25 protein-coding genes, 1 tRNA gene and 1 pseudogene are annotated in these 25,225 nt (G+C 72.7%); 15 read left to right on the forward strand and 12 right to left on the reverse strand.

Annotated features, from left to right (window positions below):
- Window positions 1-204 precede the first annotated feature (204 nt).
- On the reverse strand, window positions 205-714 hold the full coding sequence (locus ABT023_RS01070) for a MarR family winged helix-turn-helix transcriptional regulator (RefSeq protein ID WP_350880324.1): 510 nt from the start codon (window positions 712-714) through the stop codon (window positions 205-207).
- A gap of 101 nt (window positions 715-815) precedes the next feature.
- Between ABT023_RS01070 and ABT023_RS01075 the strand changes: the two genes are divergently transcribed.
- Window positions 816-1,397, forward strand: a complete 582-nt coding sequence (locus tag ABT023_RS01075; RefSeq protein WP_350880326.1) for a YceI family protein — start codon at window positions 816-818, stop codon at window positions 1,395-1,397.
- A gap of 343 nt (window positions 1,398-1,740) precedes the next feature.
- Window positions 1,741-3,219, forward strand: coding sequence for a glutamate-cysteine ligase family protein (locus ABT023_RS01080; protein ID WP_350880328.1), 1,479 nt, complete (start codon window positions 1,741-1,743; stop codon window positions 3,217-3,219).
- 6 nt (window positions 3,220-3,225) lie between these two features.
- Here ABT023_RS01080 and ABT023_RS01085 read toward each other — a convergent pair whose 3' ends face one another.
- Window positions 3,226-4,503, reverse strand: coding sequence for a hypothetical protein (locus ABT023_RS01085; protein WP_350880330.1), 1,278 nt, complete (start codon window positions 4,501-4,503; stop codon window positions 3,226-3,228).
- Window positions 4,504-4,611: 108 nt separating this feature from the next.
- On the opposite strand from ABT023_RS01085, the gene ABT023_RS01090 reads away from it, so the two are divergent.
- The gene (locus tag ABT023_RS01090) at window positions 4,612-5,310 is read left to right on the forward strand and encodes a PASTA domain-containing protein (protein ID WP_350880332.1); all 699 of its coding nucleotides are present in this window, start codon (window positions 4,612-4,614) and stop codon (window positions 5,308-5,310) included.
- A 127-nt stretch (window positions 5,311-5,437) separates the two neighbouring features.
- Window positions 5,438-6,163 carry a PASTA domain-containing protein gene (locus ABT023_RS01095; RefSeq protein WP_350880334.1) on the forward strand — a complete coding sequence of 242 codons (726 nt, stop codon included), beginning with the start codon at window positions 5,438-5,440 and terminating at the stop codon, window positions 6,161-6,163.
- A gap of 54 nt (window positions 6,164-6,217) precedes the next feature.
- On the opposite strand, the gene ABT023_RS01100 is transcribed toward ABT023_RS01095, so the two are convergent.
- Window positions 6,218-6,667 carry a hypothetical protein gene (locus tag ABT023_RS01100; RefSeq protein ID WP_350880336.1) on the reverse strand — a complete coding sequence of 150 codons (450 nt, stop codon included), beginning with the start codon at window positions 6,665-6,667 and terminating at the stop codon, window positions 6,218-6,220.
- 101 nt (window positions 6,668-6,768) lie between these two features.
- Window positions 6,769-7,053, reverse strand: coding sequence for a hypothetical protein (locus ABT023_RS01105; protein ID WP_350880338.1), 285 nt, complete (start codon window positions 7,051-7,053; stop codon window positions 6,769-6,771).
- Window positions 7,054-7,681: 628 nt separating this feature from the next.
- On the opposite strand from ABT023_RS01105, the gene ABT023_RS01110 reads away from it, so the two are divergent.
- The 3 genes from ABT023_RS01110 (at window position 7,682) to ABT023_RS01120 (ending at window position 9,392) form a co-directional block, all read left to right on the forward strand.
- Window positions 7,682-8,563 carry a helix-turn-helix domain-containing protein gene (locus ABT023_RS01110; protein WP_350880340.1) on the forward strand — a complete coding sequence of 294 codons (882 nt, stop codon included), beginning with the start codon at window positions 7,682-7,684 and terminating at the stop codon, window positions 8,561-8,563.
- Complete coding sequence (locus ABT023_RS01115; RefSeq protein WP_350880618.1) at window positions 8,533-8,754, forward strand: DUF397 domain-containing protein; 222 nt, start codon at window positions 8,533-8,535, stop codon at window positions 8,752-8,754. The genes ABT023_RS01110 and ABT023_RS01115 overlap by 31 nt, the downstream gene beginning before the upstream one ends.
- A gap of 230 nt (window positions 8,755-8,984) precedes the next feature.
- Complete coding sequence (locus ABT023_RS01120; RefSeq protein WP_350880342.1) at window positions 8,985-9,392, forward strand: hypothetical protein; 408 nt, start codon at window positions 8,985-8,987, stop codon at window positions 9,390-9,392.
- Here the strand turns inward: ABT023_RS01120 and ABT023_RS01125 are convergent.
- From ABT023_RS01125 to ABT023_RS01140, 4 genes are all read right to left on the reverse strand, one after another.
- On the reverse strand, window positions 9,360-9,959 hold the full coding sequence (locus ABT023_RS01125) for a hypothetical protein (RefSeq protein WP_350880344.1): 600 nt from the start codon (window positions 9,957-9,959) through the stop codon (window positions 9,360-9,362). The genes ABT023_RS01120 and ABT023_RS01125 overlap by 33 nt on opposite strands.
- 133 nt (window positions 9,960-10,092) lie before the next feature.
- Window positions 10,093-10,899: a WecB/TagA/CpsF family glycosyltransferase gene (locus tag ABT023_RS01130; RefSeq protein ID WP_350880346.1), complete on the reverse strand. Its 807-nt coding sequence runs from the start codon at window positions 10,897-10,899 to the stop codon at window positions 10,093-10,095.
- Window positions 10,896-11,969: an NAD-dependent epimerase/dehydratase family protein gene (locus ABT023_RS01135; protein WP_350880348.1), complete on the reverse strand. Its 1,074-nt coding sequence runs from the start codon at window positions 11,967-11,969 to the stop codon at window positions 10,896-10,898. The genes ABT023_RS01130 and ABT023_RS01135 overlap by 4 nt, the downstream gene beginning before the upstream one ends.
- 125 nt (window positions 11,970-12,094) lie before the next feature.
- Window positions 12,095-12,180, reverse strand: a tRNA-Leu gene (locus ABT023_RS01140).
- Window positions 12,181-12,386: 206 nt separating this feature from the next.
- Between ABT023_RS01140 and ABT023_RS01145 the strand changes: the two genes are divergently transcribed.
- The 7 genes from ABT023_RS01145 (at window position 12,387) to pknB (ending at window position 21,402) form a co-directional block, all read left to right on the forward strand.
- Window positions 12,387-13,190, forward strand: a complete 804-nt coding sequence (locus tag ABT023_RS01145) for an FHA domain-containing protein (RefSeq protein WP_161688773.1) — start codon at window positions 12,387-12,389, stop codon at window positions 13,188-13,190.
- A 6-nt stretch (window positions 13,191-13,196) separates the two neighbouring features.
- Window positions 13,197-13,685 (forward strand): FHA domain-containing protein FhaB/FipA, encoded by a 489-nt coding sequence (locus ABT023_RS01150; RefSeq protein WP_350880350.1) that lies wholly within the window; start codon window positions 13,197-13,199, stop codon window positions 13,683-13,685.
- Complete coding sequence (locus tag ABT023_RS01155) at window positions 13,682-15,115, forward strand: PP2C family protein-serine/threonine phosphatase (RefSeq protein WP_350880352.1); 1,434 nt, start codon at window positions 13,682-13,684, stop codon at window positions 15,113-15,115. Before ABT023_RS01150 ends, ABT023_RS01155 begins: the two co-directional genes overlap by 4 nt.
- Window positions 15,116-15,208: 93 nt before the next feature.
- A complete protein-coding gene (locus ABT023_RS01160) occupies window positions 15,209-16,636 on the forward strand; it encodes an FtsW/RodA/SpoVE family cell cycle protein (protein WP_350880620.1) in 1,428 nt (475 codons plus the stop codon).
- Entirely contained in the window at window positions 16,633-18,138 is a 1,506-nt protein-coding gene (locus tag ABT023_RS01165; RefSeq protein WP_350880354.1) for a peptidoglycan D,D-transpeptidase FtsI family protein, read from the forward strand. Before ABT023_RS01160 ends, ABT023_RS01165 begins: the two co-directional genes overlap by 4 nt.
- 1 nt (window position 18,139) lies before the next feature.
- The gene (locus tag ABT023_RS01170) at window positions 18,140-19,597 is read left to right on the forward strand and encodes a serine/threonine-protein kinase (protein WP_350880356.1); all 1,458 of its coding nucleotides are present in this window, start codon (window positions 18,140-18,142) and stop codon (window positions 19,595-19,597) included.
- Window positions 19,594-21,402 carry a Stk1 family PASTA domain-containing Ser/Thr kinase gene (gene pknB, locus ABT023_RS01175; protein ID WP_350880358.1) on the forward strand — a complete coding sequence of 603 codons (1,809 nt, stop codon included), beginning with the start codon at window positions 19,594-19,596 and terminating at the stop codon, window positions 21,400-21,402. Before ABT023_RS01170 ends, pknB begins: the two co-directional genes overlap by 4 nt.
- Before the next feature lie 137 nt (window positions 21,403-21,539).
- Here the strand turns inward: pknB and ABT023_RS01180 are convergent, their stop codons facing one another.
- From ABT023_RS01180 to ABT023_RS01195, 4 genes and pseudogenes are all read right to left on the reverse strand, one after another.
- The gene (locus tag ABT023_RS01180; protein WP_350880360.1) at window positions 21,540-22,190 is read right to left on the reverse strand and encodes an aminodeoxychorismate/anthranilate synthase component II; all 651 of its coding nucleotides are present in this window, start codon (window positions 22,188-22,190) and stop codon (window positions 21,540-21,542) included.
- Between the two features lie 4 nt (window positions 22,191-22,194).
- The gene (locus ABT023_RS01185) at window positions 22,195-22,470 is read right to left on the reverse strand and encodes a hypothetical protein (RefSeq protein WP_350880362.1); all 276 of its coding nucleotides are present in this window, start codon (window positions 22,468-22,470) and stop codon (window positions 22,195-22,197) included.
- Between the two features lie 2 nt (window positions 22,471-22,472).
- Window positions 22,473-23,576 (reverse strand): annotated as a pseudogene (locus tag ABT023_RS01190) (class E sortase); the annotation flags it as partial.
- Window positions 23,577-23,659: 83 nt separating this feature from the next.
- A complete protein-coding gene (locus ABT023_RS01195; RefSeq protein ID WP_350880364.1) occupies window positions 23,660-24,466 on the reverse strand; it encodes a DUF881 domain-containing protein in 807 nt (268 codons plus the stop codon).
- Between the two features lie 230 nt (window positions 24,467-24,696).
- Between ABT023_RS01195 and ABT023_RS01200 the strand changes: the two genes are divergently transcribed.
- Window positions 24,697-24,960: a cell division protein CrgA gene (locus tag ABT023_RS01200; protein ID WP_350880366.1), complete on the forward strand. Its 264-nt coding sequence runs from the start codon at window positions 24,697-24,699 to the stop codon at window positions 24,958-24,960.
- Window positions 24,961-25,225 lie beyond the last annotated feature (265 nt).

Consider the following 25,225-nt stretch of genomic DNA (forward strand, 5'->3'; position numbering starts at 1 on the left):
GGAAAGGGTGGCGCGGGGGGTGGCGCGAGCGAAAGCCCCCTGGTGTTACCCCTCGCTCATCGCTCGCGCCAGCACCCCCCGGTGCGCCCCCGCTCAGAGCACAGTAGCCGCCGCAAGTGGGGTGCTTCGTCCGTTCCGCCCGGATAGCTGCCGCTGGCTCAACGGATTCTGCCGGTCTTTCTGCCGGTGTCGCCGCCGGTCGGGTCAGCCGCCGTGCGGGGCGGCCGGCTCCCCCGGGTTCGGGTCGGTGCTGCCCGCCGTCGCCCCGGGGTGCACGGCGTCGCGTACCCGCCGGAGGCCGTCGAGGAGGACATGCAGCGTGTCGGGCGTCAACTGGCCGGTGAACCACTGCTCGATGATGCGCAGGTGCCCCGGGAGGGTCTGGTCCAGCCGTTCCAGGCCGGCCGCGGTGACCACGGCGTACGAGCTGCGCCGGTCGGACGGGCAGGCCCGGCGGCAGATGAGCCCGTCGCGTTCCATCCGGTCCACCACCCGGGTCACCCCGCTGGTGGAGAGCGAGGTCTGCGCGGCGAGGTCCGTCATCCGGAGCTGGTTGCCGGGCGAGCGGGCGAGGCGGGTCAGCACCTCGAACTCGACCGGGGACAGCCCGTGCTCCTCGAACTGGGCGGCGAACCGGGCCGACAGCCCGGCGTGCGCCTCGACGAGCAGGCCGACGGCGGTGATCCGGGGGTCGTCGAACACGTTCTGGTCCACCCGGCCATCGTAGCAGTACTTGACGCGGGGAATATTGCTATGGTTATAGTTGCTCAGTCAGCCGTTGGCCTATTAAACAATCTTCCCTGGAGGACTGCACCATGACCAGCAGCACCGGATCTGTCACCCGCGAGTGGGACGGCCTCACCATCCCGGCCGCCGGCACCTATCTGCTGGACGCGGCGCACAAGCGGGTCGGCTTCGTCGCCAGGCACATGATGGTCAGCAAGGTCCGTGGTGAGTTCGCCGACGCGACCGCCACGATCACGATCGCCGAGGACCCGGCGCTGTCCTCCGTCACCGCGACCATCCAGGCCGCGAGCATCAGCACCGCCCAGGCCGACCGGGACGCCCACCTGCGCAGTCCCGAGTTCCTGGACACCGAGACCTTCCCGACCCTGGAGTACCGCAGCACCGGCGTGAAGTCCCGGGACGGCAACGAGTTCGTGCTCTCCGGCGAGCTGACCATCAAGGGCGTCACCCGGCCGGTGGAGCTGGAGGTCGAGTTCGAGGGCGTCGGCCGCAGCCCGTTCGGCCAGGACATCTTCGGCTTCTCCGCGAGCACCGAGATCGACCGCGAGGACTTCGGCCTGACCTGGAACGTCGCCCTGGAGACCGGTGGCGTGCTGGTCGGCAAGAAGATCAAGATCGAGATCGAGGGCGAGGCCGTCCGCCAGGCCTGATCCCCTGCCTCCCCGTACCGGAGGGACTCCGCGGGCCCGCGTCGCACCAGTCGGCGCGGGCCCGCGGCCGTGTCGGCCCAGGAGCCCCTGGCGGCGCTGAGCCGGCGCGCCGGGCCGGTGACGGTGCGGATTGTCACGTGCCGCCGCACGTCGTGAGCGGTGGCGGGAGCGCCCACCTGGGTAGAGATCCGCCGGGAGCGTCCTTCGTCCTGGTCGCGGTCGTCCGTCGCGTGATCGCCCGGCGTCGGCCTCTGGCCCGGCGCGCTGGGCCCTTTTACCGTAGATGGTTCACAATGCGTTGCGGGGCGGCACCGTTCCGCAGCGCCTCGCGCCGGGAGGGCACATGGGCAGGGACGTCGAGCAGGGCGCCTTCTCCCGAGAGGACAGGGTCCGCTACCGGCAGAAGGTTCGGCGGTGTCTGGACGTCTTCGCGCTGATGCTGGACGACTTCGGGTTCGACGCCGACCGGCCGATGACCGGGCTGGAGATCGAACTCAACCTGATGGACCCGGCGGCCGAGCCGGCCATGCGCAACGAGCAGATCCTCGCGGACATCGCCGACCCGCTCTTCCAGACCGAGCTGGGGCAGTTCAACCTGGAGTTGAACGCCGAACCCCGGCTGATCGAGGGCAGCGGCTTCGCCGACTACGAGCAGGACCTGCGCAGCAGCCTGACCCGGGCCGACGAGCGGGCGGCGAGGTCCGAGGCCCGGATCGTGCTGGTCGGCATCCTGCCCACCCTCACCGAACGCCACCTGGTCGCCGACAACCTCTCCACCGCCGTCCGGTACCGGGTGCTCAACGACCAGATCGTGGGTGCCCGCGGCGAGGACATCGAGCTGGACATCCGCGGCATCGAGCGGTTGCAGACGTACACGGACTCCATCGCGCCGGAGGCTGCCTGCACCAGCCTTCAGTTCCATCTCCAGGTCGCCCCGGACAGCTTCGCCGACTACTGGAACGCCTCCCAGGCCATCGCGGGCGTCCAGGTCGCGGTCGGGGCGAACTCGCCCTTCCTGTACGGCCGGCAGCTCTGGGCGGAGACCCGGATCGCCCTGTTCCAGCAGGCCACCGATACCCGCCCCGACGAGCTGAAGGCCCAGGGCGTACGCCCCCGGGTCTGGTTCGGGGAGCGCTGGATCACCTCGATCTTCGACCTGTTCGAGGAGAACGTCCGCTACTTCCCGCCGCTGCTGCCGATCTGCGGTGACGAGGACCCCGTCGAGGTGCTGCACGCCGGCGGCGTCCCCGAACTGGCGGAGCTGCGGCTGCACAACGGCACGGTCTACCGCTGGAACCGGCCGGTCTACGACATCATGAACGGCCGCCCGCACCTGCGGGTGGAGAACCGGGTGCTGCCGGCCGGCCCCACGGTGGTCGACATGCTGGCGAACGCAGCCTTCTACTTCGGGCTGGCCCGAGGCCTGGCGGAGGCGGAGCGGCCGATCTGGAGCCAGTTGACGTTCAGCTCGGCGGAGGAGAACTTCCACACCGCCGCCCGGCGTGGCATGGACGCCGTCCTGCACTGGCCCCGCCTCGGGGACGTGCCGGTGACCAAGCTGGTGCTCGACACCCTGTTGCCGACAGCGGCCGTCGGGCTGGACCGCTTCGGGGTCGCGCCGGCCGAGCGGGACCGCCTGCTCGGCATCATCGAGCAGCGGTGCCGCACCGGCCGCAACGGTGCCGTGTGGCAGACCGAGGCGGTCTGGGCCGCCGAGCGGCACCGGGGAATGGACCGCGGCGCGGCCCTGCACGACATGGCGCAGCGCTACGTGGCGCTCCAGCGCAGCAACGAGCCGGTGCACACCTGGCCGGTCGACTGACAGGCGTCATCGGGTACGCCGGCCGCCGCGGGGCTTCGGCGCAGTCGACGGCCGGGGCTCGGTGGCCGCCTCCACGGCGGGCGTATCCAGGGCGGGCGTATCCACGGTGGTGGCCGCCTCCACGGCCGGCACCTCCACGGCGGTGGCCGCCTCCACTGCGGCGGGCGTTTCCGTGCCGGTACCGGGCGTGAGCGGGCCGACCTGGTTGGCGGTTGGCGTTTCCGGCTCGGCGTCGGCCAGGCCGGCCCGCTGCCGGGGCACCAGCGCCGGTGCCTCGGATCCGGGCAGGGCCGCCGGCGGCACCGGTACGCCGGCGCGGCGGGCCCGTTGGGCCAGCGTGGCGGTCAGCATCGACCCGGCGAGACCGGCCAGCACCGCGTACGGCGCGATGAGGTGGGCCGACACCTGCTCCCGCCCGATCGTGGCGAGGCCGGGCACGGCCAGCAGGTAGGCCAGCGCGACGAGCAGCGGACCCGCCGCGCCCGAGGCCGCCGCCCCGAGCCGGTGCTCCGGCGACCGGGCCGTACGCCGCGCGGCAAGCGCGCCGATCAGCAGCGCCGAGCCGAGCGCCAGGAGCGCGCCGGGCCAGTAGAACCAGTCCCGGATCCAGAAGCCTGGCCGGTCCGCGCTGAGCTGCCAGATGCCGAGCTGGGCGGTGGTCAGCCCACGCCCCGAGAACACCCCGTCCGCCACGGTGACCATCGCGAGCAGCCAGAGCCAGCCGACGGTGGCGATCACGGCGGTCGCCGCAGCCGGTGAGCGCAGCGCCCACCTGGCCACCAGCATCCCGATCAGCACCCCGGCCCCGGCGTACGCGGCTGCCACGGCCTGCGGTGCGGAGACGTCCGGGACGCTCGCCACCCGGGCCGGTACGGCCACCAGCAGCAAGGTGACCAGCGCGCCGGCGCCCCCGGCGAGCGCCAGGACCGTCGATCCGAGCCCGCCGACCTCGCCCGACCCGGAACCGCCAGGAGGCGGGACGTCGGGGGAGGCGGGCGCCTCCGGTCGCTGCTCGGCGGCGGGGGGAGCGTCCGGGACGGGGATCGCCGGTGTCGAGCCGCGCTGTCGCAGCCGCTGGGCGCAGACCGCGCCGGCGATCGTCGAGGTGCTCGCGATCCAGGTCGACCAGGCGAGGCTGGCCACCCAGGCCGCCCCGCCACCGACGTCCGTCGCCGCCCAGCTGATGATGCCCAGCCCGTAGCCGAAGCCCAGCTGGGCCGCGCCCGCGCCGGCAGCGACGCCGACAGCCGTGGCGATCGATCCTCCCCAGCCCCGTCTGGCCATGCCGGGGAGCGTAACGTCCCGAGGTCGGCCCGGCGAGTCGTGGCGCGGAGCGGGGCCCGGCGCTTGGCGCGGCCCGATACGGTCGCCGGTGATGAGATGGTGGGCGCGATGACGGACGGGAACAACGCTCGGGTGACGTACTCCGACGAGCCGGGCGGGTCCGGGTCGGGCCGGATGGCCAGGGTGCTCGGCGGGGGCCTCGCCGTCGCGCTCCTCGCGGCCGCCGGGGCGGCCGGCGGCTGGCTGCTGGCCGGCGAGGATGCCCCACCGTCCGGCCCGAACGCGGATGCCGGCGTCGGCACGACGGCCCCGGCCACCCCCTCCGGGACCCCGTCGCCGACGGCTCGGACGACTGCGCCGCCCGCGCCCCGGACCAGCGCGCCCGCCCCGTCCGGCGGGCTGACCGTCCCGCCGGTGGTCGGCACGGACTTCGCGGACGCCCGGGACGAACTGCGGGACCACCGGCTCGGCTGGCGGCTGGTCTTCGGCACCGGGTCGGGGCGGGACGTGCGCAGCACCGACCCCCCGGTCGGCTCGCCCGTGCGCCGGGGGACCACCGTCGCGCTGTACGTCGCGGGGCCGGCGCCCGAGGTCAGCGTCCCGGATCTGCTCGACGACGACTGCTCCGACGCGGCCGACGACCTGGTCGAGGAGGGCCTCTACCCGCGTTACCGCACCGGCCGGGCCGGCATCGTCACCGCACAGGACCCGGCGCCCGACAGCACGGCGTACTGGAACGACCCGGTGACCCTGACCTGCGGCAAGGAGCCGGCGGAACCGAGCGGGGAGCCGGCGCCGACCCCGTGACCTCCGGGCCGGCGCACCGACTCGCCTCCCACCCCTGCGGTTCGCCGCGCTGATCCCGGCCGATGTGCGCGGCAGCGGTTAGCGTGGACGCCGAGGGCCAGGCCGCCCGGTGGGGAGAGGACGTGCGATGAGCGACGACCGCCAGGACCCGCCACCCGACGACGACGACCGCACCCGCCCGCTGCCGGGTTCCTCGCGCGGGCTGCCCGCCGAGGAACCGGGCGACGCGACCCGCCCGCTGCCCCGGTCCGGGGACACCGGTCGGCAGCCGCCGACCACCCCCGCGGTCTGGTCCGGGCGGGCCGGGGTTCCGCCGCCGCGCCCGGCGGACTACCGCGACCCGGCCGGCGAGGACTGGTACGCCGAGGACCAGCCCGGCCGGCGCTGGTGGACGCCGATCCTGCTCGGTGTCCTGGCGCTGCTGCTCGTCGGCCTGCTCGGGGCCGGCCTCTGGTTGCTCGCGTCGGCCGACGACTCTTCCGGTCCCGGGGAAACCCCCTCGGCGCGGCCGACCACCGCCCCGGCGACGACCGGCGCTCCGACGACCGAGGCGACGACCGCCGGGCCGTCCAGCACCCCGCCGTCGACCGCCCGACCCGCGGTCCCGATGCCGCCGCTGGTCGGGCTGTCCCGGGCGAGGGCCGAGCAGGTCCTGGACCAGCTCGGCATCGAGCACCGGGTCGAGGCCCGGGAGTCCGACCAGTCGGCCGGCACGGTACTTGAGACCGATCCCGGCCCCGGCGAGCTGGTGCCCGCCGGGGAGGAGGTCACGCTGGTGGTCGCGACGGCTCCGGCACCCACCACGAGCGCGGTCGAGCCGTCGGCGACCACGGCTGCCAGTCCGACGCCCTGATGCGGCCGGGCCGCCCCCCGGTGGCGACGGGCCCTCGCCGTGTCGGTCGTGTGCTCACCACCTCCGGCGTCTGGTCCCGACAAGTCCCAGTCCGGCCAGCGAGATGGCCAGGCCGAGGACGCCGGACCAGAACAGTGAGCGGCTCACGTCGTACCGGGGTTCCGCCGTCCCACCCGGTGCCCGGCGGGCCTCGACCACCGCGTCCGTTCCGTCGCCGGCACCCGCTCCTGCGGGGCCCGGTACGCCGACCGCCCCCGCCGGAGCGCCCCGCGCCCCTGCCGGGGCTTCCCGGTCGGCCCAGTCCGGCCCGGTATCGGCCCCCTCGTCCACCACGGTGATCTCGGGGGCCGGGACCGGGGCGCTCAGCTCGGTGGGGGACAGGGCCGGGTATCGGACCACCACCACGAGCGTGGTGACGGCGCCGAGCAGTGCCAGCAGGCCGAAGGCGTAGAGGGTGCGGGAGCGGTGGTGCCGCCGCGCGGCGGGCAGAATGACCATGACCATCCCAGGTTCAGGGTCCGGGACGCGCGGGGTGGAAACGTTCGCCGGGGTGGGCGTACCGATCCTATGCCGGCGGCACGCCTCCCGACCTGCGATTCCGGTGGTCAGCCCACCCGGACCGCCGTACGGACCACCGGGCGGCGCTGGCGGACGGTGTGCTGCTGGGGCTGCGGCGCGGTCCGGAGCTGACGCAGCCCGGCCGCCTGCACGAAGATCGACCGCTGGCTGACCGCGTCCCCCGCCGCGTTCAACTCGTAGCCGTCGAGCCACACCCAACCTTCGTACGTGGGCCAGTCGTGTACCCGGATCACGCGGAACATGATCGGTCTGAGGAACTGGACACTCGCCGCGCGAGTCACGTGCACTACGTCACCTGAGCGGGGAAGCACAGAGGACTCCTGGAAAGGATCGGCCGGCGTACGCCGGCGGTGATTTCGGGGGATGCCGTGGGCCCGGTGACGGGGGGTCGTGCCTCGTGAACCGGTCAGGCGGGGCGGTGCTGGTCGGGTTGTGCCCGCTGGTGGCGTGCCGTCACCCGACCATCACCCGACTGCATCCGGTCGTCGCGCCCGCCGTCGCAGCCAGTGGCATGTGACAACGGGGCCTGGAACCGGGGCAGGTCCGTGTGGTGCCTGGGCCGGGTCCCTCGGACCGGGCGGTCCGTCGCGACGGAGCGCCCGCCTCTCCGGTGGCCGACCGGAACGGTGAGTGACCTTGGCCCTACGGACAGACTGCATCAGTGGCGTGTTTCATGCAAGTTGCATGTCGACTTTTGCCGATACGTGAGCGGCGCGCGGAAATAGACGCTTGATGCCGCTGTCCCCGGGGCGGCACACTGGACGCCGGTTTCGCCCGCCCGCGGCCGGTCGACGACCGGCACCACGCCCCTGCCGCGAAACGCTCGCCGCCCGACGGTCGCGCCCCCGGCGGGCGTCGATTCCGGGCGCGATCGACCGGAGGTAACCGGGTGAGCGCGAGCAGCGATCGGTCCGGCCACATGGCCCGCTGGGGGACGCCGTGAGTGAGCGACGCAGCCCCACCATCCGCCGTCGCAGGCTCGGCGCCGAGCTGCGCCGCCACCGCGACGCGGCACGCATCACGATCGAGGTGGTCGCCGAGCAGTTGGAGTGCTCCGCGTCGAAGATCTCCCGGATCGAGACCGGCCACACCACCGCCACACCGCGCGACGTCCGGGACATGCTGCTGATCTACGGGGTGTCCGGCGCCGAGAGCGACGAACTGGTGCAGATCTCCCGGGAGGCCCGGCAGAAGGGCTGGTGGCACCCGTACAGCACGGTGCTGGTCGGGTCGTTCGTCGGCCTGGAGTCGGCCGCGAGCTCCATCCGGACGTACGAGCAGCAGGTGGTGCCGGGCCTGCTGGAGACCGAGGAGTACGCCTCGGCGATGATCCGCGCCGCCCGTCCGGACTTCACCGACGATCAGGTCCAGCAGAGGGTGCGTGTCCGAATCGACCGCCAGTCGTTGTTGACCCAGGACGATTCGGTCGATCTCTGGGTGGTGCTCGATGAGGCGGTGCTGAGCCGGCCGGTGGGCGGCGACGCGGTGATGCGTGGTCAGCTCAGGCGGCTGGTGGAGGTGGCGGAGCTGCCGAACGTGACGCTCCAGATCCTGCCGTTCTCGGTAGGGGCGCACGCCGGCATGGACGGCACCTTCACCATCCTCAGCTTCCCCGAAGCGGGTGATCCCGATGTCGTGTACGCGGAGAACGCCACGGGTGGGCTCTTCCTCGAGAAGAGCGACGAACTGCAGAAGTACAACTTCATCTTCGATCACATTCGAGCAGCAGCCACACGGCCGGAGGAATCCATCGCACAAATCGCAAAACTGGCAGAGGAGCCGTTGTGGAAGTGGCGACCAAGTGGTCCCGTGGGGACCTGACGCGGGCGACGTGGTTCAAGAGCTCGAAAAGTGGGCCGAACTGTGACAACTGCGTCGAGGTGGCGTACGTGACCGGGGCGGTCGGGGTGCGGGACTCGAAGGACAAGAGCGGGCCCAACCTGATCTTCGCTCCGGGTGACTGGCACGCCTTCGTCGCCGGCACCAGGGAAGGCACCTTCGCCCGGGACTGATGGACCGGACCCAGACACGGCGGGCGCGGCCCGTCCGGCAGCGTTGCCGGACGTTCCGCGCCCGCCGCGCGTCCCGGGGTGGGACCGTGACCTGCGGGTACGGATCTGCGGCCAGCGGCACGGATCGGATCCGGACCCGTCGCCACCCCCGCCCCGGGTCGTTGTACCCCTCGGTACGGCGCTGATCGACAAACCGCCGGGATCGGCAACCGAGCGAGGCAGGCGAGACGATGACGACGATCGGGTCAGAGAACCTCACCAACGGTCCGGGCAAACCGGAGCGGTTCGGCGGCAAGTACCGCGGGGCCCGCCGGGACACCGTGCTGACAGAGGTGGTCTCCACCGACACCGACTTCGGTGGCAGGGAAGGCGGGGCGCCAGCCCCCGAGCAGGCCGGGCCGCCGCTGTCGCTGCCCTCGCTGGACCCGAACCCGCTCACCGAGCCGTCGTTCCCGCCGGCCGGCTGGCCGACCGGGTCGGCCGAGTCCCTGGCCGACCATCCGTTGCTGCGCGGCCTGCTGCTGGAGCTGCCGCCGAAGGGGAGCGTGCCCCCGCCCGACTGGATGGACCGCTGGTTCGAGGCGACCCGGGCGATCCTGGAGCTGCTATACGTGCAGGGGACTGGCCGCCCGCGGTGACGCCGGCTGCTGGGACAGCGCCCGCTCGGCCAGCCGGCTGTGGCGCAGCGCGTGTCGTACCCCGATGGCGGCGACACCCAGCGCGCCGACGGTGACCGCGGCCCCGGTCGTGCCGGGCCCGGCGAAGACCTCCAGGCCGCTGGCCGAGAGCACACCCGGGACGGTGGCCAGGCCGGTGACCTGGAGCGGCAGGCCGACGAGCGGATGGGCGGCGGCGGCCCGCAGGCCGTGCGGGGCCGGGGCGTGCGGTGCCGTGGCGAGGGCGCCCGCGCCGGTCCGCAGCCGGCGGATCCGCCGGGCGGCGCAGACCGCGACGAGCAACGCGGGTGGGGCCGCCGGCGCGAGCCCGGCGGCGGCCCGGTCCACCGTGCCGGCGCCGGCGCTCTGCAACCCGGCGGCCAGCACGCCCGCCGTCAGGCCGAGGCCGGTCAGGGTCAGGGCGAGCACCCATCCGGTACGCCGGTGCAGTGCTCGGGCGCGGTCCGGCCGGGGCAGCCGGTCGGCGAGGAAGCCCGCGGCCAGCCAGACGCCGGCGACCGGCAGCAGAACGATGAGATGCCCATCCACGACCCCAGCCTCGCCGAATCCGACCCCGGGCGGATCCGGGCCGTTCCCGGGTTCGACCCGAAGCCTGGTCCCCTAGGGGCGGCCCGTCGGCGCGCGGTTCACAGCATCGACGGGGTGACCGGAGGGGCGTGGGTCAGACGGCGAACGTGGCCGGACGCTCGGCGGCCGGGGTGGGCGGCTTCGCCTTCCACAGGCCGGTCTTCTGCGCCGCCAGCCGGCCCAGGTAGGCCGGGTTGAGGATGACGTACCGGCGCCAGAGTCGCTTCGGCTCCAGGCCGAGCCGCCAGAACCACTCCAGGCCGGCCCGCTGCATCCACGGCGGCGGCTTCCGGAGCAGGCCGGCGTGGTAGTCGAAGGCAGCCCCGACCGCCATCAGCGGCATGTCCAGCAGGGGCCGCATGGCGTACGCCCAGACCTCCTGGCGGGGGCAGCCCAGCCCGACCAGGACGAGCCGGGCACCGCTGGCCCTGATCCGGTCGGCGATCTCGACGTCCTCGCCCGGCTGTACGGCCCGGAACTTCGACGGCTCCACCCCGGCGATCTTCAGGGCCGGGAACATCCGCTCCAGCTCCGGGATCAGCCGGCTCAGGGTGTCCTCCGTCGAGCCGTAGAGGTAGACCGGCAGGCCCTCCTCGGCGAAGCGGCGCAGCACGTGCAGGGTCAGCAGCGGGCCGTAGACCCGGTCGGCCAGGCCGGCGTGGTGCAGCAGGTTCAGCGCCCAGCGCACCGGCTGACCGTCAGGGGTGACCACGTCGAACGAGTTGAGCCGGGCGTTGTGCGCCGGGTCGAGCACGCCGGTCATCACGCCGTGCACGGCGAGCGCGGTCAGCGCCAGCGGCCGGCGCTCGCGCGCCGCGGCCACCACCCGCTCGGTCGCGCCGGCGTAGTCGGTGGCGTCGACCAGGACGCCGAGGACGTTGCGCTTGCTGTCGACGGTCATGCGCCCGGGACCCACTTGTCCACGTTGGCCTCGTGGATCTCCCGCATGATCATCGGGACGTCGTAGACCTGCTTCCAGCCCGGGTAGTCGGCCTGGAACGCCTCGTTCGAGCCGATCCACCACTTGTGGTCGCCGACCCGGTTCGCCTCGACGTACTCGGTGACCATCTCCTGGCCGGTGATCTGCTCGGCCAGGGCGAACGCCTCCCGGTTGGAGGTGTTGGAGTGCCGTCCGCCGCCGAGGTTGTAGACGGCAGCCGAGCGCGGGTCGCGGAAGAACGCCTCGAACGCCGACACCACGTCCGAGCTGTGGATGGCGTCCCGGACCTGCTTGCCCTGGTAACCGAAGATCTTGTACGTCCGGCGTTCCATGTTGGCCCGCATCACGTACCCGAGGAAGCCGTGCAGCTCCGTCGCGGAGTGCGCCGGGCCGGTCAGTGTGCCGCCCCGGAAGCAGGCGGTCCGCATCCCGAAGTAGCGGCCGTACTCCTGCACCATCACGTCGGCGGCGACCTTGGACGCGCCGAAGACCGAGTGCAGGCAGGCGTCGATAGACATGTCCTCGCGGATGCCCTGCTCGTACGGGTGCCCCGGCTCGATCTCCCACCGGGTCTCCAACTCGACCAGGGGGAGGCTGTTGGGGTGGTCGCCGTACACCTTGTTGGTGGAGCAGTGGATCACCGGCGCCTCGACGCAGTGCTCGCGGACGTTCTGCAGCACGTTGAGGGTGCCGCCGGCGTTGACGTCGAAGTCGGTGAACGGGTCCCGGACCGCCCAGTCGTGCGACGGCTGCGCGGCCGTGTGGATCACCACAGCGATGTCGCGGCCGTACCGGGCGAAGAGTGTCGCCAGCGAGTCGCGGTCCCGGATGTCGATGCTGTGGTGGGAGTACGCCCCGCCCAGCTCCTCGGACAGCCGCCGGACGTTCCACGCGGTCGACGCCTCGGCGCCGAAGAACTCCTGCCGCATGTCGTTGTCGATGCCGACGACGTCGAGACCGAGGCCGGCGAAGTGCCGGACCGCCTCGGAACCGATCAAGCCGCCCGACCCGGTCACCAACGCGACACTCACACGCCACTCCTGGTCCATAGGAGGCAGGGAAACGATCGGAGCATAGCGTGACGTCCGGCACCGGCCGGACGCGACGCAGGCCCCCAACGACTCAAGGGCCCCGCATCGCTGCGGAGCCCTTGATCTGGTGGGGAAGGGGGGAGTTGAACCCCCACGTCCTTTCGGACACACGGACCTGAACCGTGCGCGTCTGCCATTCCGCCACTTCCCCGTGGCTGACCGGTAAGACTGTAGCTTGCCCCGGCTCCGCCGTTGTCAGCGGCCCGGCACATCCTACGGTCTTTCCGACCCTGGCCACGACCGGTTACCGTTCGTGGCGGACGAAACTGTAGCACGAGGGCACCGGCCCGCCCGAGCGGGCCGGCAGCGGACGGCCGAGCGGCGTGTGAGCTGCACGCGCGCCGGCCGGATACCATCATGTCCTCGGGACCCGAGGAGGAGCCGGTGAGCGTGCTGCAACGCTTTGAGAAGCGTTTGGAAGGCCTGGTCGAGGGAGCCTTCGCCAAGGTCTTCAAAGGGGTGGTTCACCCTGTGGAGATCCTCAACGCCATGCAGCGGGAGGCCGAGGCGCACAAGGCGATCCTGGCCGGTGGGCGAACGCTGGTGCCCAACCGCTACGTGATCGATCTCTCGCCCTACGACCACAGCCGTCTGGCGCCGTACGCCGCCGCGCTGGCCCAGGAGCTGGCCCAGTCGCAGGCGGAGTTCATCGGCGAGCAGGCCTGGACGGTCTACGGCGACGTGATCGTCGAGATCGAGCGCGGCGAGGGCCTCGACACCGGGATGTTCCGGGTCACCGCCGAGGTCTACACCGGCGGCGACGTCGCCCCGGTCTCCGCGCCCGGCTACGACCAGGGCGGTTACGACCAGGGCCCGCCCGCCTACCCGGCGTACGACCAGGGTGGCGGCTACGGTCCTCCGCCGGGACACGGCGGCGGGCGCAACGTCCGGCTGGTCTCCGGCGACGGCCGCACCTATCCGCTCCAGATGGGCTCGACGGTGATCGGCCGCGGCGACCAGGCCAACCTGCGCCTGCCGGACGTCGGCATCTCCCGGCGACACGCCCGGCTGGACTTCGACGGTGGACAGGTTGTGCTGACCGATCTCGGGTCGACCAACGGCACCATGGTCAACGGCCAGCGGGTCTCCGCCGTCGCCCTCAACCCGGGCGACATGATCCAGCTCGGCACCACCACCCTGACCTTCCGCGTGGACGGCTGATCCGCCTTGCCGGAACTCGTCATCACCGTCGCCCGGTTCGGGTTCCTCATCCTGCTGTGGATCTTCGTGTTCACGGTGGTCGGCGTCATCCGCCGGGACCTGTTCGCGGGCGCCCGTTCGGGCCGGCTGGTGGCCGCGCCGCGGGCGGTGGGGGCCTCGACCGGGCAGCCACAGGCCAAGCCGGCGAAGGTGAAGCGGGGCCGGGCCGCGCACCAGCTGGTGGTGACCGCCGGGCAGCTCGCCGGCACCCGGATCACCCTGGGTGAATCGCAGATCACCATCGGTCGGGCCGAGGATTCGACCCTGGTCATCACCGACGACTACGCCTCCGCGCGACACGCCCGGCTCGTGCCGCGTGACGGGCAATGGTTTGTCGAGGACCTCGGATCGACTAACGGCACCTACCTGGATCGCGCTAAGGTCACCGGACCAACCCCCGTCCCCCTCGGCGTGCCGATCCGTATCGGCCGCACCTCTCTCGAATTACGGCCATGACTCTGACCCTGCGCTATGCGGCCCACAGCGACCGCGGTCTGATCCGAGACGGTAACCAGGACTCCGTCTACGCCGGACCGCGGCTTCTCGCCGTCGCCGACGGCATGGGCGGCATGGCCGCCGGTGACGTCGCCAGCAACATCGTCATCGGTGCCATGGAGCCGCTCGACCAGGACGTCCCCGGTGACGCCCTGGTCGACGCGTTGCGCTCGGCCGTGGGCACCGCCAACCAGCAGCTCCGCGACACAGTGGACGCCAACCCGCAGCTGGAGGGGATGGGCACCACGCTGACCGCGACCCTCTTCTCCGGCACCAAGCTGGGCATGGTCCACATCGGCGACTCGCGGGCCTATCTCCTGCGCAACGGCGAGTTCGCGCAGATCACCAAGGACGACACGTACGTCCAGATGCTCGTCGACGAGGGCCGGATCAGCGCCGAGGAGGCGAGCAGCCACCCCCAGCGCTCGTTGCTCACCCGGGCGCTCGACGGCCGCGACATCGACCCGGAGTACAGCGTCCGTCAGGTGCTGCCCGGCGACCGCTACCTGATCTGCAGCGACGGCCTCTCCGGCGTCGTCAGTGCGGAGACGATCGGCGACACCCTGCGCGAGTACACCGACCCGCAGCAGTGCGTCGAACGGCTGGTGCAGCTCGCGTTGCGCGGCGGTGGCCCGGACAACATCACGGTGATCATCGCCGACGCCACCGCCCATGACATCGTCGAGGCGAGCCCGATCGTCGGTGGCGCCGCCGCCCGAGACCGGGGCATGGCCACCTCCGCCGACATCTCCACGCCCGCCGCGCGTGCCTCGGCGCTGTCCGCGCCCCGGCCGCCCGCACCCGATGAGCCGGCCGAGGAGGACGACCGCCCGAAGCGTCGCCCGCTGCGGACCACCGCGATGCTCCTCGGCCTCGTGGTCATTCTCGGTGGCGTGCTCTTCGCCAGCTGGAGCTACACCCAGCGGCAGTACTACGTCGGCGCCACAGAGCAGGGCGACGTGGCCGTGTTCCGGGGAGTCCAGGGGCAGATCGCCGGCCTGGACCTCTCGGCCGTGCACTCCACCAGCCCCGCCCGGCTGGACGACCTCACCCTGGCGGCGCAGGAGCAGGTCAAGCAGGGCATCCCGGCGAAGAACGAGCCGGACGCCGAACGCCGGCTGGCCGAGCTGACCAGTGACGACCCGGCCAACCCGAACCTGAAGCCGATCTGCCCGACGGCGACGACGGATCCGGCCAACCCGGGCCCGGCGACCCCCACCCCCGGGGCGAGCCGTACCGCGATCGCCAGCGGCGAACCCACCAGGCCGGGCGGCCCGGCAACGCCATCAGCCGCAGCCACCCTGACGTCCTCGCCCACCACTACACCCGACGTTCCGCCCTCCGACACGGCCACGCCGGCCGACCCCGCCGGCTGCCGGTCGCCCGAGTGAGCGTCGGCTGAGAAAATCCGAGGACCATCCGTGACCGCAGCGGCCGTACCGACAGTCTCGCCCGCCACGACGGGCGAGCAGTCCGGCGTACGCATGGCCAGGTCGCGGCGCAACGCCGAACTGTCCCTGCTGCTGCTGGCCCTGGTGATCGTGGCCGCGTACGGCGCGACGGTGGAGGCGACCGTGCTCGACACGGTCACCCCGGACTTCTGGGTCCCGACCGCCGTGCTGGCGGGCGTCTTCCTGGCCCTGCACGTGGTCATCCGGTTTCTCGCGCCGTTCGCGGACCCGGCCCTGTTGCCGGCGGTGGCCCTGCTCAACGGGATCGGCGTGGGCTTCCTGCGCCGGCTCGACCTGGCCAAGGCCACCCCCGGGGACCGGGAGTCGCTGGCGATCTTCGCCGGTAACGGCGGCCGGCAGTTCGCCTGGACGCTCGCGTCGGTGTTCCTCGCCGCCGTCCTGCTCGCGTTGATGCGCGACCACCGGTCGATCTCGCGGTACGCGTACACCCTGGGCCTCGCCGGCATCGTGCTGGTGATGATCCCGGCGGTGCTGCCGGCGAGGTACTCCGAGATCTACGGCGCGAAGCTGTGGATCCGCATCGGCGGCTTCAGCATCCAGCCCGGTGAGTTCGCCAAGCTGGCGCTGCTCGTCTTCTTCGCCTACTACCTGGTGCGCAAGCGCGAGGTGCTCTCGCTGGCCAGTCACCGGGTGCTCGGCATCGACTTCCCGCGCGGGCGGGACCTCGGCCCGGTGCTCGCGGTGTGGGTGCTGAGCGTGCTGGTGCTCGTCTTCGAGAAGGACCTGGGCACCTCGCTGCTCTACTTCGGCATGTTCGTGGTGACCCTCTACATCGCCACCGAACGGGTGAGCTGGCTGCTCATCGGCCTGATCCTGTTCTTCGGCGGGGCCTATCTGGCGTACGTGCTGGGCGGCGTCATCGGCGGGCCGTTCGCGAACTTCCACCTGCGCGCCGAGATCTGGCTGGACCCGTTCGCCGACCCGTACGAGGACGGCTACCAACTGGTGCAGGGCCTGCTGGCGCTCGGCAGCGGCGGCCTGTTCGGCGCCGGGCCGGGCGGCGGGCAGCCGCTGGAGATCCCCGAGGTGCAGAACGACTTCATTTTCGCCGGCATCGGCGAGGAGATCGGCCTGTTCGGGCTCTCCGCGCTGCTGGTGGTCTACCTGCTGATCGTGGAGCGAGGGCTGCGGGCCGCGCTGGCGGTGCGGGACTCGTTCGGCAAACTGCTCGCCGGTGGCCTGGCCTTCACCCTCGGCCTCCAGGTGTTCGTGATCGTGGGCGGGATCAGCAAGCTGATCCCGCTGACGGGTCAGACCACCCCGTTCCTGTCCGCCGGTGGCTCGTCGCTGATGGCGAACTGGCTGCTCATCGCGGTGCTGCTGCGGGTCTCCGACGGCGCACGTCGTCCGGTGGCCGGGGCCGGCGGCTCCGCCGCCCGACCCGGGGGCGGCCCGCCCGAGCAGCTGCACGGTGCCCCCACGGAGGTGATCCGGCCGTGAACGCACCCCTGCGCCGCGTTGGCGTCGTCGCGATGGTCCTGTTCGGTCTGCTCTTCGCGAACCTGAACTGGATCCAGGCCTACAAGGCGGACGAGTACCGCAACAGCGACTACAACGGCCGGGTCCAGGTGGCCGAGTACGAGCGCAAGCGCGGCAACATCGAGGCCGGCGGCACCGCCCTGGCCACCAGCAAGGAGACCGGCGGCAAGCTGCGGTTCCTGCGGACCTACCCCGGCGGGGAGAAGTACGCGCACGTCCTCGGCTACAAGCCGGTCAACCTCGGCGACACCGGCATCGAGCGGGTGGAGAACGACTTCCTCGCCGGCACCAGCGACGCGTTGATCGTCAACCGGATCGGGGACATGTTCACCGGCGACGAGACCGGCGGCGGCAACGTCCTGCTCACCCTGTCGAAGCGGGCCCAGGACGCGGCGTACGCCGGGCTGGCCGACAACGAGGTCGGGGCGAAGAAGGGCGCGGCGATCGCGTTCGATCCCCGTACCGGTGCGGTGCAGGCGCTGGTCTCCATGCCCAGTTTCAACCCGAACCCGCTGGTCAGCCACGACAGCAACGAGGCGACGGCGGCTTACAACAAGCTGGACAACGCTCCGAACGGCCCGCTGAAGAACCGGGCACTGTCGGAGGTGTTGCCCCCGGGGTCCACCTTCAAGATCGTGGTGGCCGCCGCCGCCCTGGAGAACGGCGTCGGCAAGAACACCGAGATCCCCGCCGGCTCCAGCTGGACCCCGCCGACCTCGGGCACCCCGATCCGCAACGCCGCGCCGTCGATCTGCCCCGAGGACCAGGTCACCCTGCTCGACGCGGTCACCGAGTCCTGCAACACCGGCTTCGCCCAGCTCGGCGTCAAGCTCGGTCCCGACAAGGTGAAGGAGAAGGCCCGCCAGTTCGGCTTCGAGCAGGACGACCTCACGGTCGGCCAGCTCGGCGAGGGCGGGCTGCCGACGGCGGCCAGCCGCACCGGAACGATGCAGGCCCCCGACGGCGCCACCGACCCGGCCGCCCTGGCACAGTCCTCCATCGGGCAGCGCGACGTGCGGATGACCCCGCTACAGGGGGCGCTGATCGCCGGGACGGTCGCCAACGGCGGCAGCCAGATGCGGCCGTACCTGGTCCGGCAGTTGCTCGCCCCGGACCGCACCACCAGCTACTACACCGCCAAGCCGCGGGAGCTGCGCCAGCCGGTCAGCGGCCCCGTCGCGTCGGACCTGCGCGACATGATGGTCAGCGTGGTGGAGAACGGCAGCGGCCGCAAGGCGAAGATCGACGGCTACCGGGTCGGCGGCAAGACGGGCACCGCCCAGTCCGGCCCGCAGACTCCGGACCACGGCTGGTTCATCGGCTTCGCGTTCGACAAGAACGGCAACCCGGTCTCCGCGGTCTGCGTGATGCTGGAGGAGGCGGGCGCCGGCGGCAGCGCCGAGGCGGCCCGGATCGCCGGCAAGATCATGCAGGCGGCGATCGCCGACCCCGGGGGCCGCTGACATGCTCAGCCCCGGTGTCCAGCTCGGCAACCGCTACCGCCTCGACGAGCGGATCGCCAGCGGCGGCATGGGCGACGTGTGGCGCGGCACCGACCAGGTGCTGGGCCGGACGGTCGCGGTGAAGAGCCTGCTCCCGGCGCTGCTGGACGAGCCGGGCTTCGCCGAGCGGTTCCGCGGCGAGGCGCGCACCATGGCCACCATCAACCACCCCGGCGTGGTCGACGTATACGACTACGGCAGTGACCAGCACATCGCCTTCCTGGTGATGGAGTACGTCGAGGGCGACGCCCTCTCCTCCACGCTCGGCCGGGTCGGCCGACTCACCCCGGCCCGCACCATGGCGCTGCTCGCCCAGGCCGCCGACGCGCTGCACGCGGCGCACTGCAAGGGCATCGTGCACCGCGACGTGAAGCCGGGCAACCTGCTCGTCCGGCCGAACGGGACGCTGGTGCTGACGGACTTCGGCATCGCCCGCTCCGAGCTGGTCGGGCAGCTCACCGCAGCCGGCTCGGTGCTCGGCACCGCCTCGTACATCTCCCCCGAGCAGGCCACCGGTGCGGTCGCCACGCCCGCCTCCGACGTGTATGCCCTCGGCGTGGTCGCATACCAGTGCCTCGCCGGCCGGCGGCCGTTCGAGGGCGACAATCCGCTTGAGATCGCCATGAGGCACGTCCGGGACGCCCCCCGGCCGCTGCCCGGCGACATCCCGCCGCCGGTGCGGGCGATCGTCGAACGGGCGATGGCCAAGGACCCGACCGCCCGCTGGCCCAGCGCCGCAGCCCTGGCCGGGGTGGCCCGGCAGGCGAAGCTCGCGCTCGGCCAGCAGTCCCGCACCGCCGGGCAGCTCGGCCAGATCTCCGCCGCCCCGGCCTCCCCGGCGGCCCCGATGGCCCGCGCCCAGGTGCCGTCCGCCACACGCCGGCCGCCCCGCCCGCCCGCGGTGGCGCAGCGGCCGGTCCCGACGTCCGCGCCGCCGCAGCCCCGTCCGCCGGCCGCCGTACCCCGGCCGCCGGTCGTCCACCAGCCGCGCCCGCCGGTCACCCACCAGCAGGCGCAGCCTCCGGCGGCCGTTTCCCGTCCGCCGGTCGCCACCCCGCCGGCCTACCCGCGCGGCGCCGCGGCCGTGCCACCGGCCCCGGTCCGGCAGGCGGGCCCGGTCGGGTACGCACGGCAGCCCGGCCCACCGCCGGCCCCCCCACAACGGTCCAGCTCAGGGGTGGTCCTGCTGTTCGTGGTGCTGGCCGTAGTGGTCCTGCTCTGCTCCGGCGTGATTTCCTACAACTGGCGGAAGAACGCGGCGGCCGGTGATCCCGGCGGCCTCGGCATGCGGGCCGTGGCCTCCGGTGCGTCGGCGGCCGGCGAGGGCGACGAATCCTCCCGGACGCCGTACCGTCGGATGGGACGGCTCCTGCCGGGTGACGGCGGGACGACGACGAGCGAAGGACGACAGACGCGATGACAGCGCAGGCCCGCCTGCTCGGTGGCAGGTACCAGGTCGGCGAGCTGCTCGGCTACGGCGGCATGGCCGAGGTGCACCGCGGCCGTGACCTCCGGCTCGGTCGGGACGTCGCGATCAAGATGCTCCGGGCCGACCTGGCCCGGGACGACACGTTCCAGATGCGGTTCCGTCGGGAGGCGCAGAACGCCGCCTCGCTCAACCACCCGGCGATCGTCGCCGTGTACGACACCGGCGAGGAGACCGGGCCGACCGGCGAGACGCTGCCGTTCATCGTGATGGAGTTCGTCAACGGGCGGACCCTCAAGGAGGTCCTCGGCGTCGAGGGGCGGCTCCAGCCGCGCCGGGCGCTGGAGATCTGCGCCGACATGTGCGCCGCGCTGGAGTTCAGCCACCGGCACGGCATCATCCACCGGGACATCAAGCCCGGCAACGTGATGCTCACCCAGACCGGCCAGGTCAAGGTGATGGACTTCGGCATCGCCCGGGCGCTGGCCGCCGGCGTCACCTCGATGACCCAGACCAGCGCGGTCATCGGCACGGCGCAGTATCTCTCCCCGGAGCAGGCGCGCGGCGAGGCCGTCGACGCCCGATCCGACGTGTACGCGGCCGGCTGCGTGCTCTTCGAGCTGGTCTGCGGCCACCCGCCGTTCGTCGGGGACAGCCCGGTCAGCGTCGCGTACCAGCACGTCCGGGAGGCCCCGCCGACCCCCAGCGACATCAACCCGGATGTCACTCCCGCGATCGACGCGATCGTGCTGAAGGCGCTGTCGAAGAACCCGCTCAACCGGTACCAGAGCGCCGGCGAGATGCGGGCCGACCTGCTCCGGGCGGCGGCCGGCCGGCCGGTGATGGCCACCCCCGTGATGCAGGAGGCCGAGACCGCTCCGATGGCGGCCGCCAGATCCGGGTACCCGACCCAGGTCGTCGGCGGCGCGGCCACCCGGCAGCAGCCGCCGGCCCGCGTCGGCGATCCCCGGCAGCGCAGGGCCTCCTCCTGGGTGATCGCCACCTTCGCCGCGCTCGGCGTGCTCGCCGTGATCGCCCTGGTCACCGGCATCCTGCTGAACGAGAGCGACCCCGAGAAGGTCGGCGTTCCCAACCTGGCGGGCCAGACCAAGGACGCCGCGGTGGCTGCGATCGAGGGTGCCGGCCTGGTCCCCACCGTCGGCGACCCGGTCTTCGACAGAACCTGCAAGAAGGACACGGTCGTCAAGCAGGAGCCGTCGGCGAGCACCGAGCTGGAGAAGGGCGAGGGGGTCACCATCCAGCTCTGCGGCGGCAAGCCGGAGGTGGCGATCCCGCGCGCCCTGGTCGGCTCCCCGTTCAAGAACGTCGAGCAGCAGCTCAAGGGGCTGAATCTTCGGGTGACCAAGAAGGAAGTGAGCAGCGAGGCCGCCGAGGGGAACGTCACGGAGGTCGACCCGCCCTCCGGGACCATGGTCGCCGAGGACACCCAGGTGACGGTGACGGTCTCCAAGGGCAACATCCGTGAGGTGCCGAACGTCGTCGGCTCCTCGGCGGAGGACGCGAAGCGGGAGTTGGAGCGGGCCGGCTACGTGGTGAAGATCGTCGACGGTGACGAGGTGCCGGCCGACCAGGCCGGCAAGGTGTCCGGCCAGAACCCGCGGGGTGGCACGAGTCTGGAGAAGGGCAAGCGGGTGACCATCGAGGTGGACATCCCCGAACCCAGCCCGGAGCCCACCGAGCCGACCGGGACGCCGCCGTCCAGCAGTCCGACCCCGCCGGCGGGCCGCGGCGGCGGGCTGCCGCTCCCGACCCCGCCGGTCCGCCTCCCCGAGCAGTGACCACCGAACCCGGCCCCTCCGAGGGGCCGGGTTCGTCGTTTCCGGCCTCGGGCGGCGCGAGCGCGACCGGTCGGCCTCGGGGTGGGGCGGGCGCGACCGGTCGGCTTTCGGGGTGGGGCGGGCGCGACCGGTCGACGTCAGGCGGCGGCGAACGCCGAGCGGCGGCGGGCGTCGACCTCGGCGGACAGCTCCGGTGCGCGCTCCAGCGCCTCCGGGTGGCCGCACGTGGCCAGCCAGTTGGCCAGCATCAGATGGCCGCCCTCGGTGAGCACCGACTCCGGGTGGAACTGGACGCCCTCGATCGGCAGCGTCCGGTGCCGCATCGCCATCACCACCCCGGAGCCCGTCCAGCCGGTGACCTCCAGCTCGTCGGGCAGCGTCTCGGGCAGCACGGTGAGCGAGTGGTACCGGGTGGCGGTGAACGGGTCCGGCAGCCCGGCCAGCACCCCCACCGCGTGGTGTCGCACCTCGGACGTCTTGCCGTGCAGCAGCTCGGGGGCGCGGGCCACGGTCGCCCCGAACGCCTCGCCGATCGCCTGATGACCCAGGCAGACGCCGAAGATCGGCAGCTCGCCCGCGTACCGGCGGATGACGTCGAGGCAGATGCCGGCCCGGTCCGGGCTGCCCGGCCCCGGGGAGAGCAGGACGCCGGCCGCGCCGACCCGGCCCACCTCCTCGACGTCGATCTCGTCGTTGCGCCGCACGTCGCAGTCGACGCCGAGCTGGCCGAGGTACTGCACGAGGTTGAAGACGAACGAGTCGTAGTTGTCGATCACCAGGACGCGCATCGACTCACCTGTTCGGGCTGGGGGGCGGGGTGTTGTTCTGGTCGGTGTTGTACGGCAGGTCGTGCTCGTCGCCGGGCGGGGCGCTCCCGTCCACGCCCGGCTCGCCGCCCGGCTCACCGGAGTCCTGCGTGACCTGCACGTCGTCGAAGGGGAGCAGCGGCTCCGCCCACGGGAAGACCACGTACCACAGCAGGGCGACCGTCGCGGTGGCGAGCAGCAGCGAACCGGCCAGCTTGCCGGGTAGCCCCAGCGGGAGCCTGCGCCAGATCCAGCCGTACATCGTCAGGCCCCCAGTTCCGCCGGCCGGCCGGCCGACTTGGCCTCGGTGCGGTCCAGTTCGGCGTGGATGATCAGGCGCTGGTAGTTGTCGAACTTCGGGTTGCAGGTGGTGAGGCTGAGCAGCTTCTTCGTCGGCTTCGCGCCCGGTTGCATCGGCACGGGGGCGACGACCTCGACCTGGTTCGGCTTGACGATCCGGGACTTGTAGACCTTGTAGACGTACCAGTCGGTCTTGCCCTCGACCACGATGGCGTCGCCGCTGTCCAGCTCGTCCAGCCGCCAGAACGTGGCCCGGTTGCGGTGGCCGGCGACGGCGAAGTTGCCCACCTCCCCCGGCATGGCGCTGTCCGGGTAGTGGCCGGGGGCGTACCGGATGTCCGCCTGGGTGACGCCCTCGACCACCACCCAGTTCTTGTCGAGCTTCGGGATGTAGAGCCCGGCGAGGGGCTTGCCGTGCACCGGCGGCTTGGGCTTGGCGGTGGCGGTGGCGGTGGGGGCCACGGTCGGGTCGCCGCTCGCACCCCAGGCCTGGGCGAGCTGACGGTCGAGGTCGTTCTGATGGGCGTCGACGATGGCCGACTTGCCCCACACCTCGTACCCGGCGAAGAGGAGCACCACCAGGCCGAAGGTGATCAGCACCTCGCCGGTGACCCGTACCCCGGTGCGCAGCCGGGTCCAGATGGACGGCCGGGTCAGCTCGGAGTAGACGCTCTTGTAGCCCTCGCCGGTCTGCTCGGCCCGGAGCTGGACCACCCGCTCGCCACGGCGCGGTCGGGGCGGCTCGGCCGGCTCGGCGTCGGCTCGGCCCGGGTCGTCGCTCTGCGCCATGCGGGGCACGGCGCCCATCAGCGCGGTCGAGTCCAGGGCCGGGCCGGTAACCGGTGGCCGGCCGGGCGGCACCGTCGGGAGGAAGGCGGTGGGGGCCTCGGCGGCGGACGCCGGGCGGTTCGCGGCGGGGCCGGTCCAGGCGGGCGGGGCGTCCGCCGGCTTCGGCCGGGTGCCGGGTGCCGCCGGATGGCCGCCTCGGGAGGCCGTCGAGCGGGGCGGCAGCACCGGGTGGGGCCAGGGGCCGGCCTGGCCGGGTCGCTCCGACGGGCTCGGGCCGGGGCGGTCGACCGGGGGGAGGAAGTCGGTCGCCTCCTCGTCCCGGCCGGGGCGCCGGCCGTCCCAGCGGTCGTCGGGCGTCCGGCTCACCTGGGCACCTTGGCAGCGCGTAGGGCTGTCGAGTCCTCGAAGGCCGGCACGGTGACCGTCGAGACCGTCTCCCGGTACCCGAGGTGGAAGTCGTCGACCACGCCCTTGAACACCCGGACTCCCTCGGAGGCGGCGAGGGCCTGCTGGAGGGCAGCTGGATCGCCGATTGCCACGATCTTGAACGGTGGGGAGTACACCCGGCCGTGCAGCAGCAGGGTGTTACCCACGCAGCGTACCGCGCTGGTGGCGAGCACGCGGACGTTCATGATTGACATGGCCTCCGCGCCGCCGGCCCACAACGCGTTCACCACGGCCTGGACATCCTGCTGGTGGACGACCAGGTCGTCGTTGCTGGCACCCTCGGGCAGCCCCTGCTCCGGGCGGCGCGGCGCGTCGTCCAGCTCCACGGCGACGCCGGTCCCGCTCAGCGCGGTGAACCCGGCGGCCTGGAGGCTGGTGGCGGCGCGGTCCCGCTGATCCCTGATCGGGCCGTCGGAGTCGGCGAGGGCGGCGGTCTCGCCCTCGACCTCGTCGCGCAGCCGGGCGGCCCGCAGCTCGCTCGTCGCGACCTGCTCCCGGCGTTCCTCGATGAGCTGCGTGAGTTGGGGGCGGCGGTCCTCGCGCAGGGCGGTGCCCCCGGCGGTCGTCGCGGTGGTGGTGAAGAGCAGCCCGGCCGCGGCGGCGATCAGCGGCACCCCGATCGACCAGCCCGGTCGGCGCTGGCGTGGGCGTCGGGGCAGGAGGGCGATGACCGCCCGCCGGAGGACCTTCCGCCAGGAGGCGGCGCCGGATGTGTACTCCACCGACCGTTCCTTCCGCGTCGTCTGGTGTCAGCCCGCCACGACGCGGACCGGTGCGGGTACCCGAACAGTCCCGCCCTTTTCGGTCACTCCGCGCATCGGCCTGACCCCATTCATGGCCTGGACGGGCCTTCGGGACTACGCTAGCTGTCGAAACATTATTGGCCATGGACCGTCGCCCCCGTGCCCGGTTGTCAGGCCGGACGAGGTCGTCACCCCCTCTGGAGAGCGTCGTGCCCAAGTCTCAGGTCCGCAAGAAGAAGGTGTACACCCCGCCGACGGACGTGCGTCCGACGGCGACGGCGGCGACGCGCAAGCCTAGCCCGGTCTGGCTGCCGATCACGGCGGTTGCGCTGATCGTCGCCGGCATCGGCTGGCTGGTGATCTACTACCTCTCCGAGCAGGCGTACCCGGTCATGTCGTGGGGTTACTGGAACCTCGCGGTGGGCTTCGGCGCGATGGTCGGATCCCTGGTGCTGCTCTCCCGCTGGCGCTGACCGCGCCGGGCGTCGGCCCGGCGCGTCGTTCTCGGTGGTGGACACGCTCCACGTCACCTCGCTGGCCCCTGCCCGGCGCTTCGGCGCCGGGCCCCCTATGGTGTCCGCAGGGCGGCGTGGCCCCAGGTGCGAGATGACTCACGTTACTGCTGGGTAACCTTGCGCGTAGGCTGCACTGCATGACCGAGCGGAGCGAGGTCATCGACCGGTCCGGTCGGTGTGCGGGGTCGGCGGAACGCCGGTCACGCACCTGACCCGGTCGCCG

Source organism: Micromonospora sp. NPDC002296, assembly GCF_040296145.1.
Taxonomy (GTDB): Bacteria; Actinomycetota; Actinomycetes; order Mycobacteriales; family Micromonosporaceae; genus Micromonospora.

Excerpts from the sequence above, each read along its gene's own strand:
- ABT023_RS01160 (WP_350880620.1), top strand. The coding sequence starts at position 15,209 with ATGGCCAGGTCGCGGCGCAACGCCGAACTGTCCCTGCTGCTGCTGGCC.
- ABT023_RS01185 (WP_350880362.1), bottom strand. The coding sequence starts at position 22,470 with ATGTACGGCTGGATCTGGCGCAGGCTCCCGCTGGGGCTACCCGGCAAG.
- ABT023_RS01155 (WP_350880352.1), top strand. The coding sequence starts at position 13,682 with ATGACTCTGACCCTGCGCTATGCGGCCCACAGCGACCGCGGTCTGATC.
- ABT023_RS01075 (WP_350880326.1), top strand. The coding sequence starts at position 816 with ATGACCAGCAGCACCGGATCTGTCACCCGCGAGTGGGACGGCCTCACC.
- ABT023_RS01145 (WP_161688773.1), top strand. The coding sequence starts at position 12,387 with ATGTCCTCGGGACCCGAGGAGGAGCCGGTGAGCGTGCTGCAACGCTTT.
- pknB (WP_350880358.1), top strand. The coding sequence starts at position 19,594 with ATGACAGCGCAGGCCCGCCTGCTCGGTGGCAGGTACCAGGTCGGCGAG.
- ABT023_RS01130 (WP_350880346.1), bottom strand. The coding sequence starts at position 10,899 with ATGACCGTCGACAGCAAGCGCAACGTCCTCGGCGTCCTGGTCGACGCC.
- ABT023_RS01170 (WP_350880356.1), top strand. The coding sequence starts at position 18,140 with ATGCTCAGCCCCGGTGTCCAGCTCGGCAACCGCTACCGCCTCGACGAG.
- ABT023_RS01095 (WP_350880334.1), top strand. The coding sequence starts at position 5,438 with ATGAGCGACGACCGCCAGGACCCGCCACCCGACGACGACGACCGCACC.
- ABT023_RS01120 (WP_350880342.1), top strand. The coding sequence starts at position 8,985 with ATGACGACGATCGGGTCAGAGAACCTCACCAACGGTCCGGGCAAACCG.
- ABT023_RS01090 (WP_350880332.1), top strand. The coding sequence starts at position 4,612 with ATGACGGACGGGAACAACGCTCGGGTGACGTACTCCGACGAGCCGGGC.
- ABT023_RS01180 (WP_350880360.1), bottom strand. The coding sequence starts at position 22,190 with ATGCGCGTCCTGGTGATCGACAACTACGACTCGTTCGTCTTCAACCTC.
- ABT023_RS01080 (WP_350880328.1), top strand. The coding sequence starts at position 1,741 with ATGGGCAGGGACGTCGAGCAGGGCGCCTTCTCCCGAGAGGACAGGGTC.
- ABT023_RS01100 (WP_350880336.1), bottom strand. The coding sequence starts at position 6,667 with ATGGTCATGGTCATTCTGCCCGCCGCGCGGCGGCACCACCGCTCCCGC.
- ABT023_RS01085 (WP_350880330.1), bottom strand. The coding sequence starts at position 4,503 with ATGGCCAGACGGGGCTGGGGAGGATCGATCGCCACGGCTGTCGGCGTC.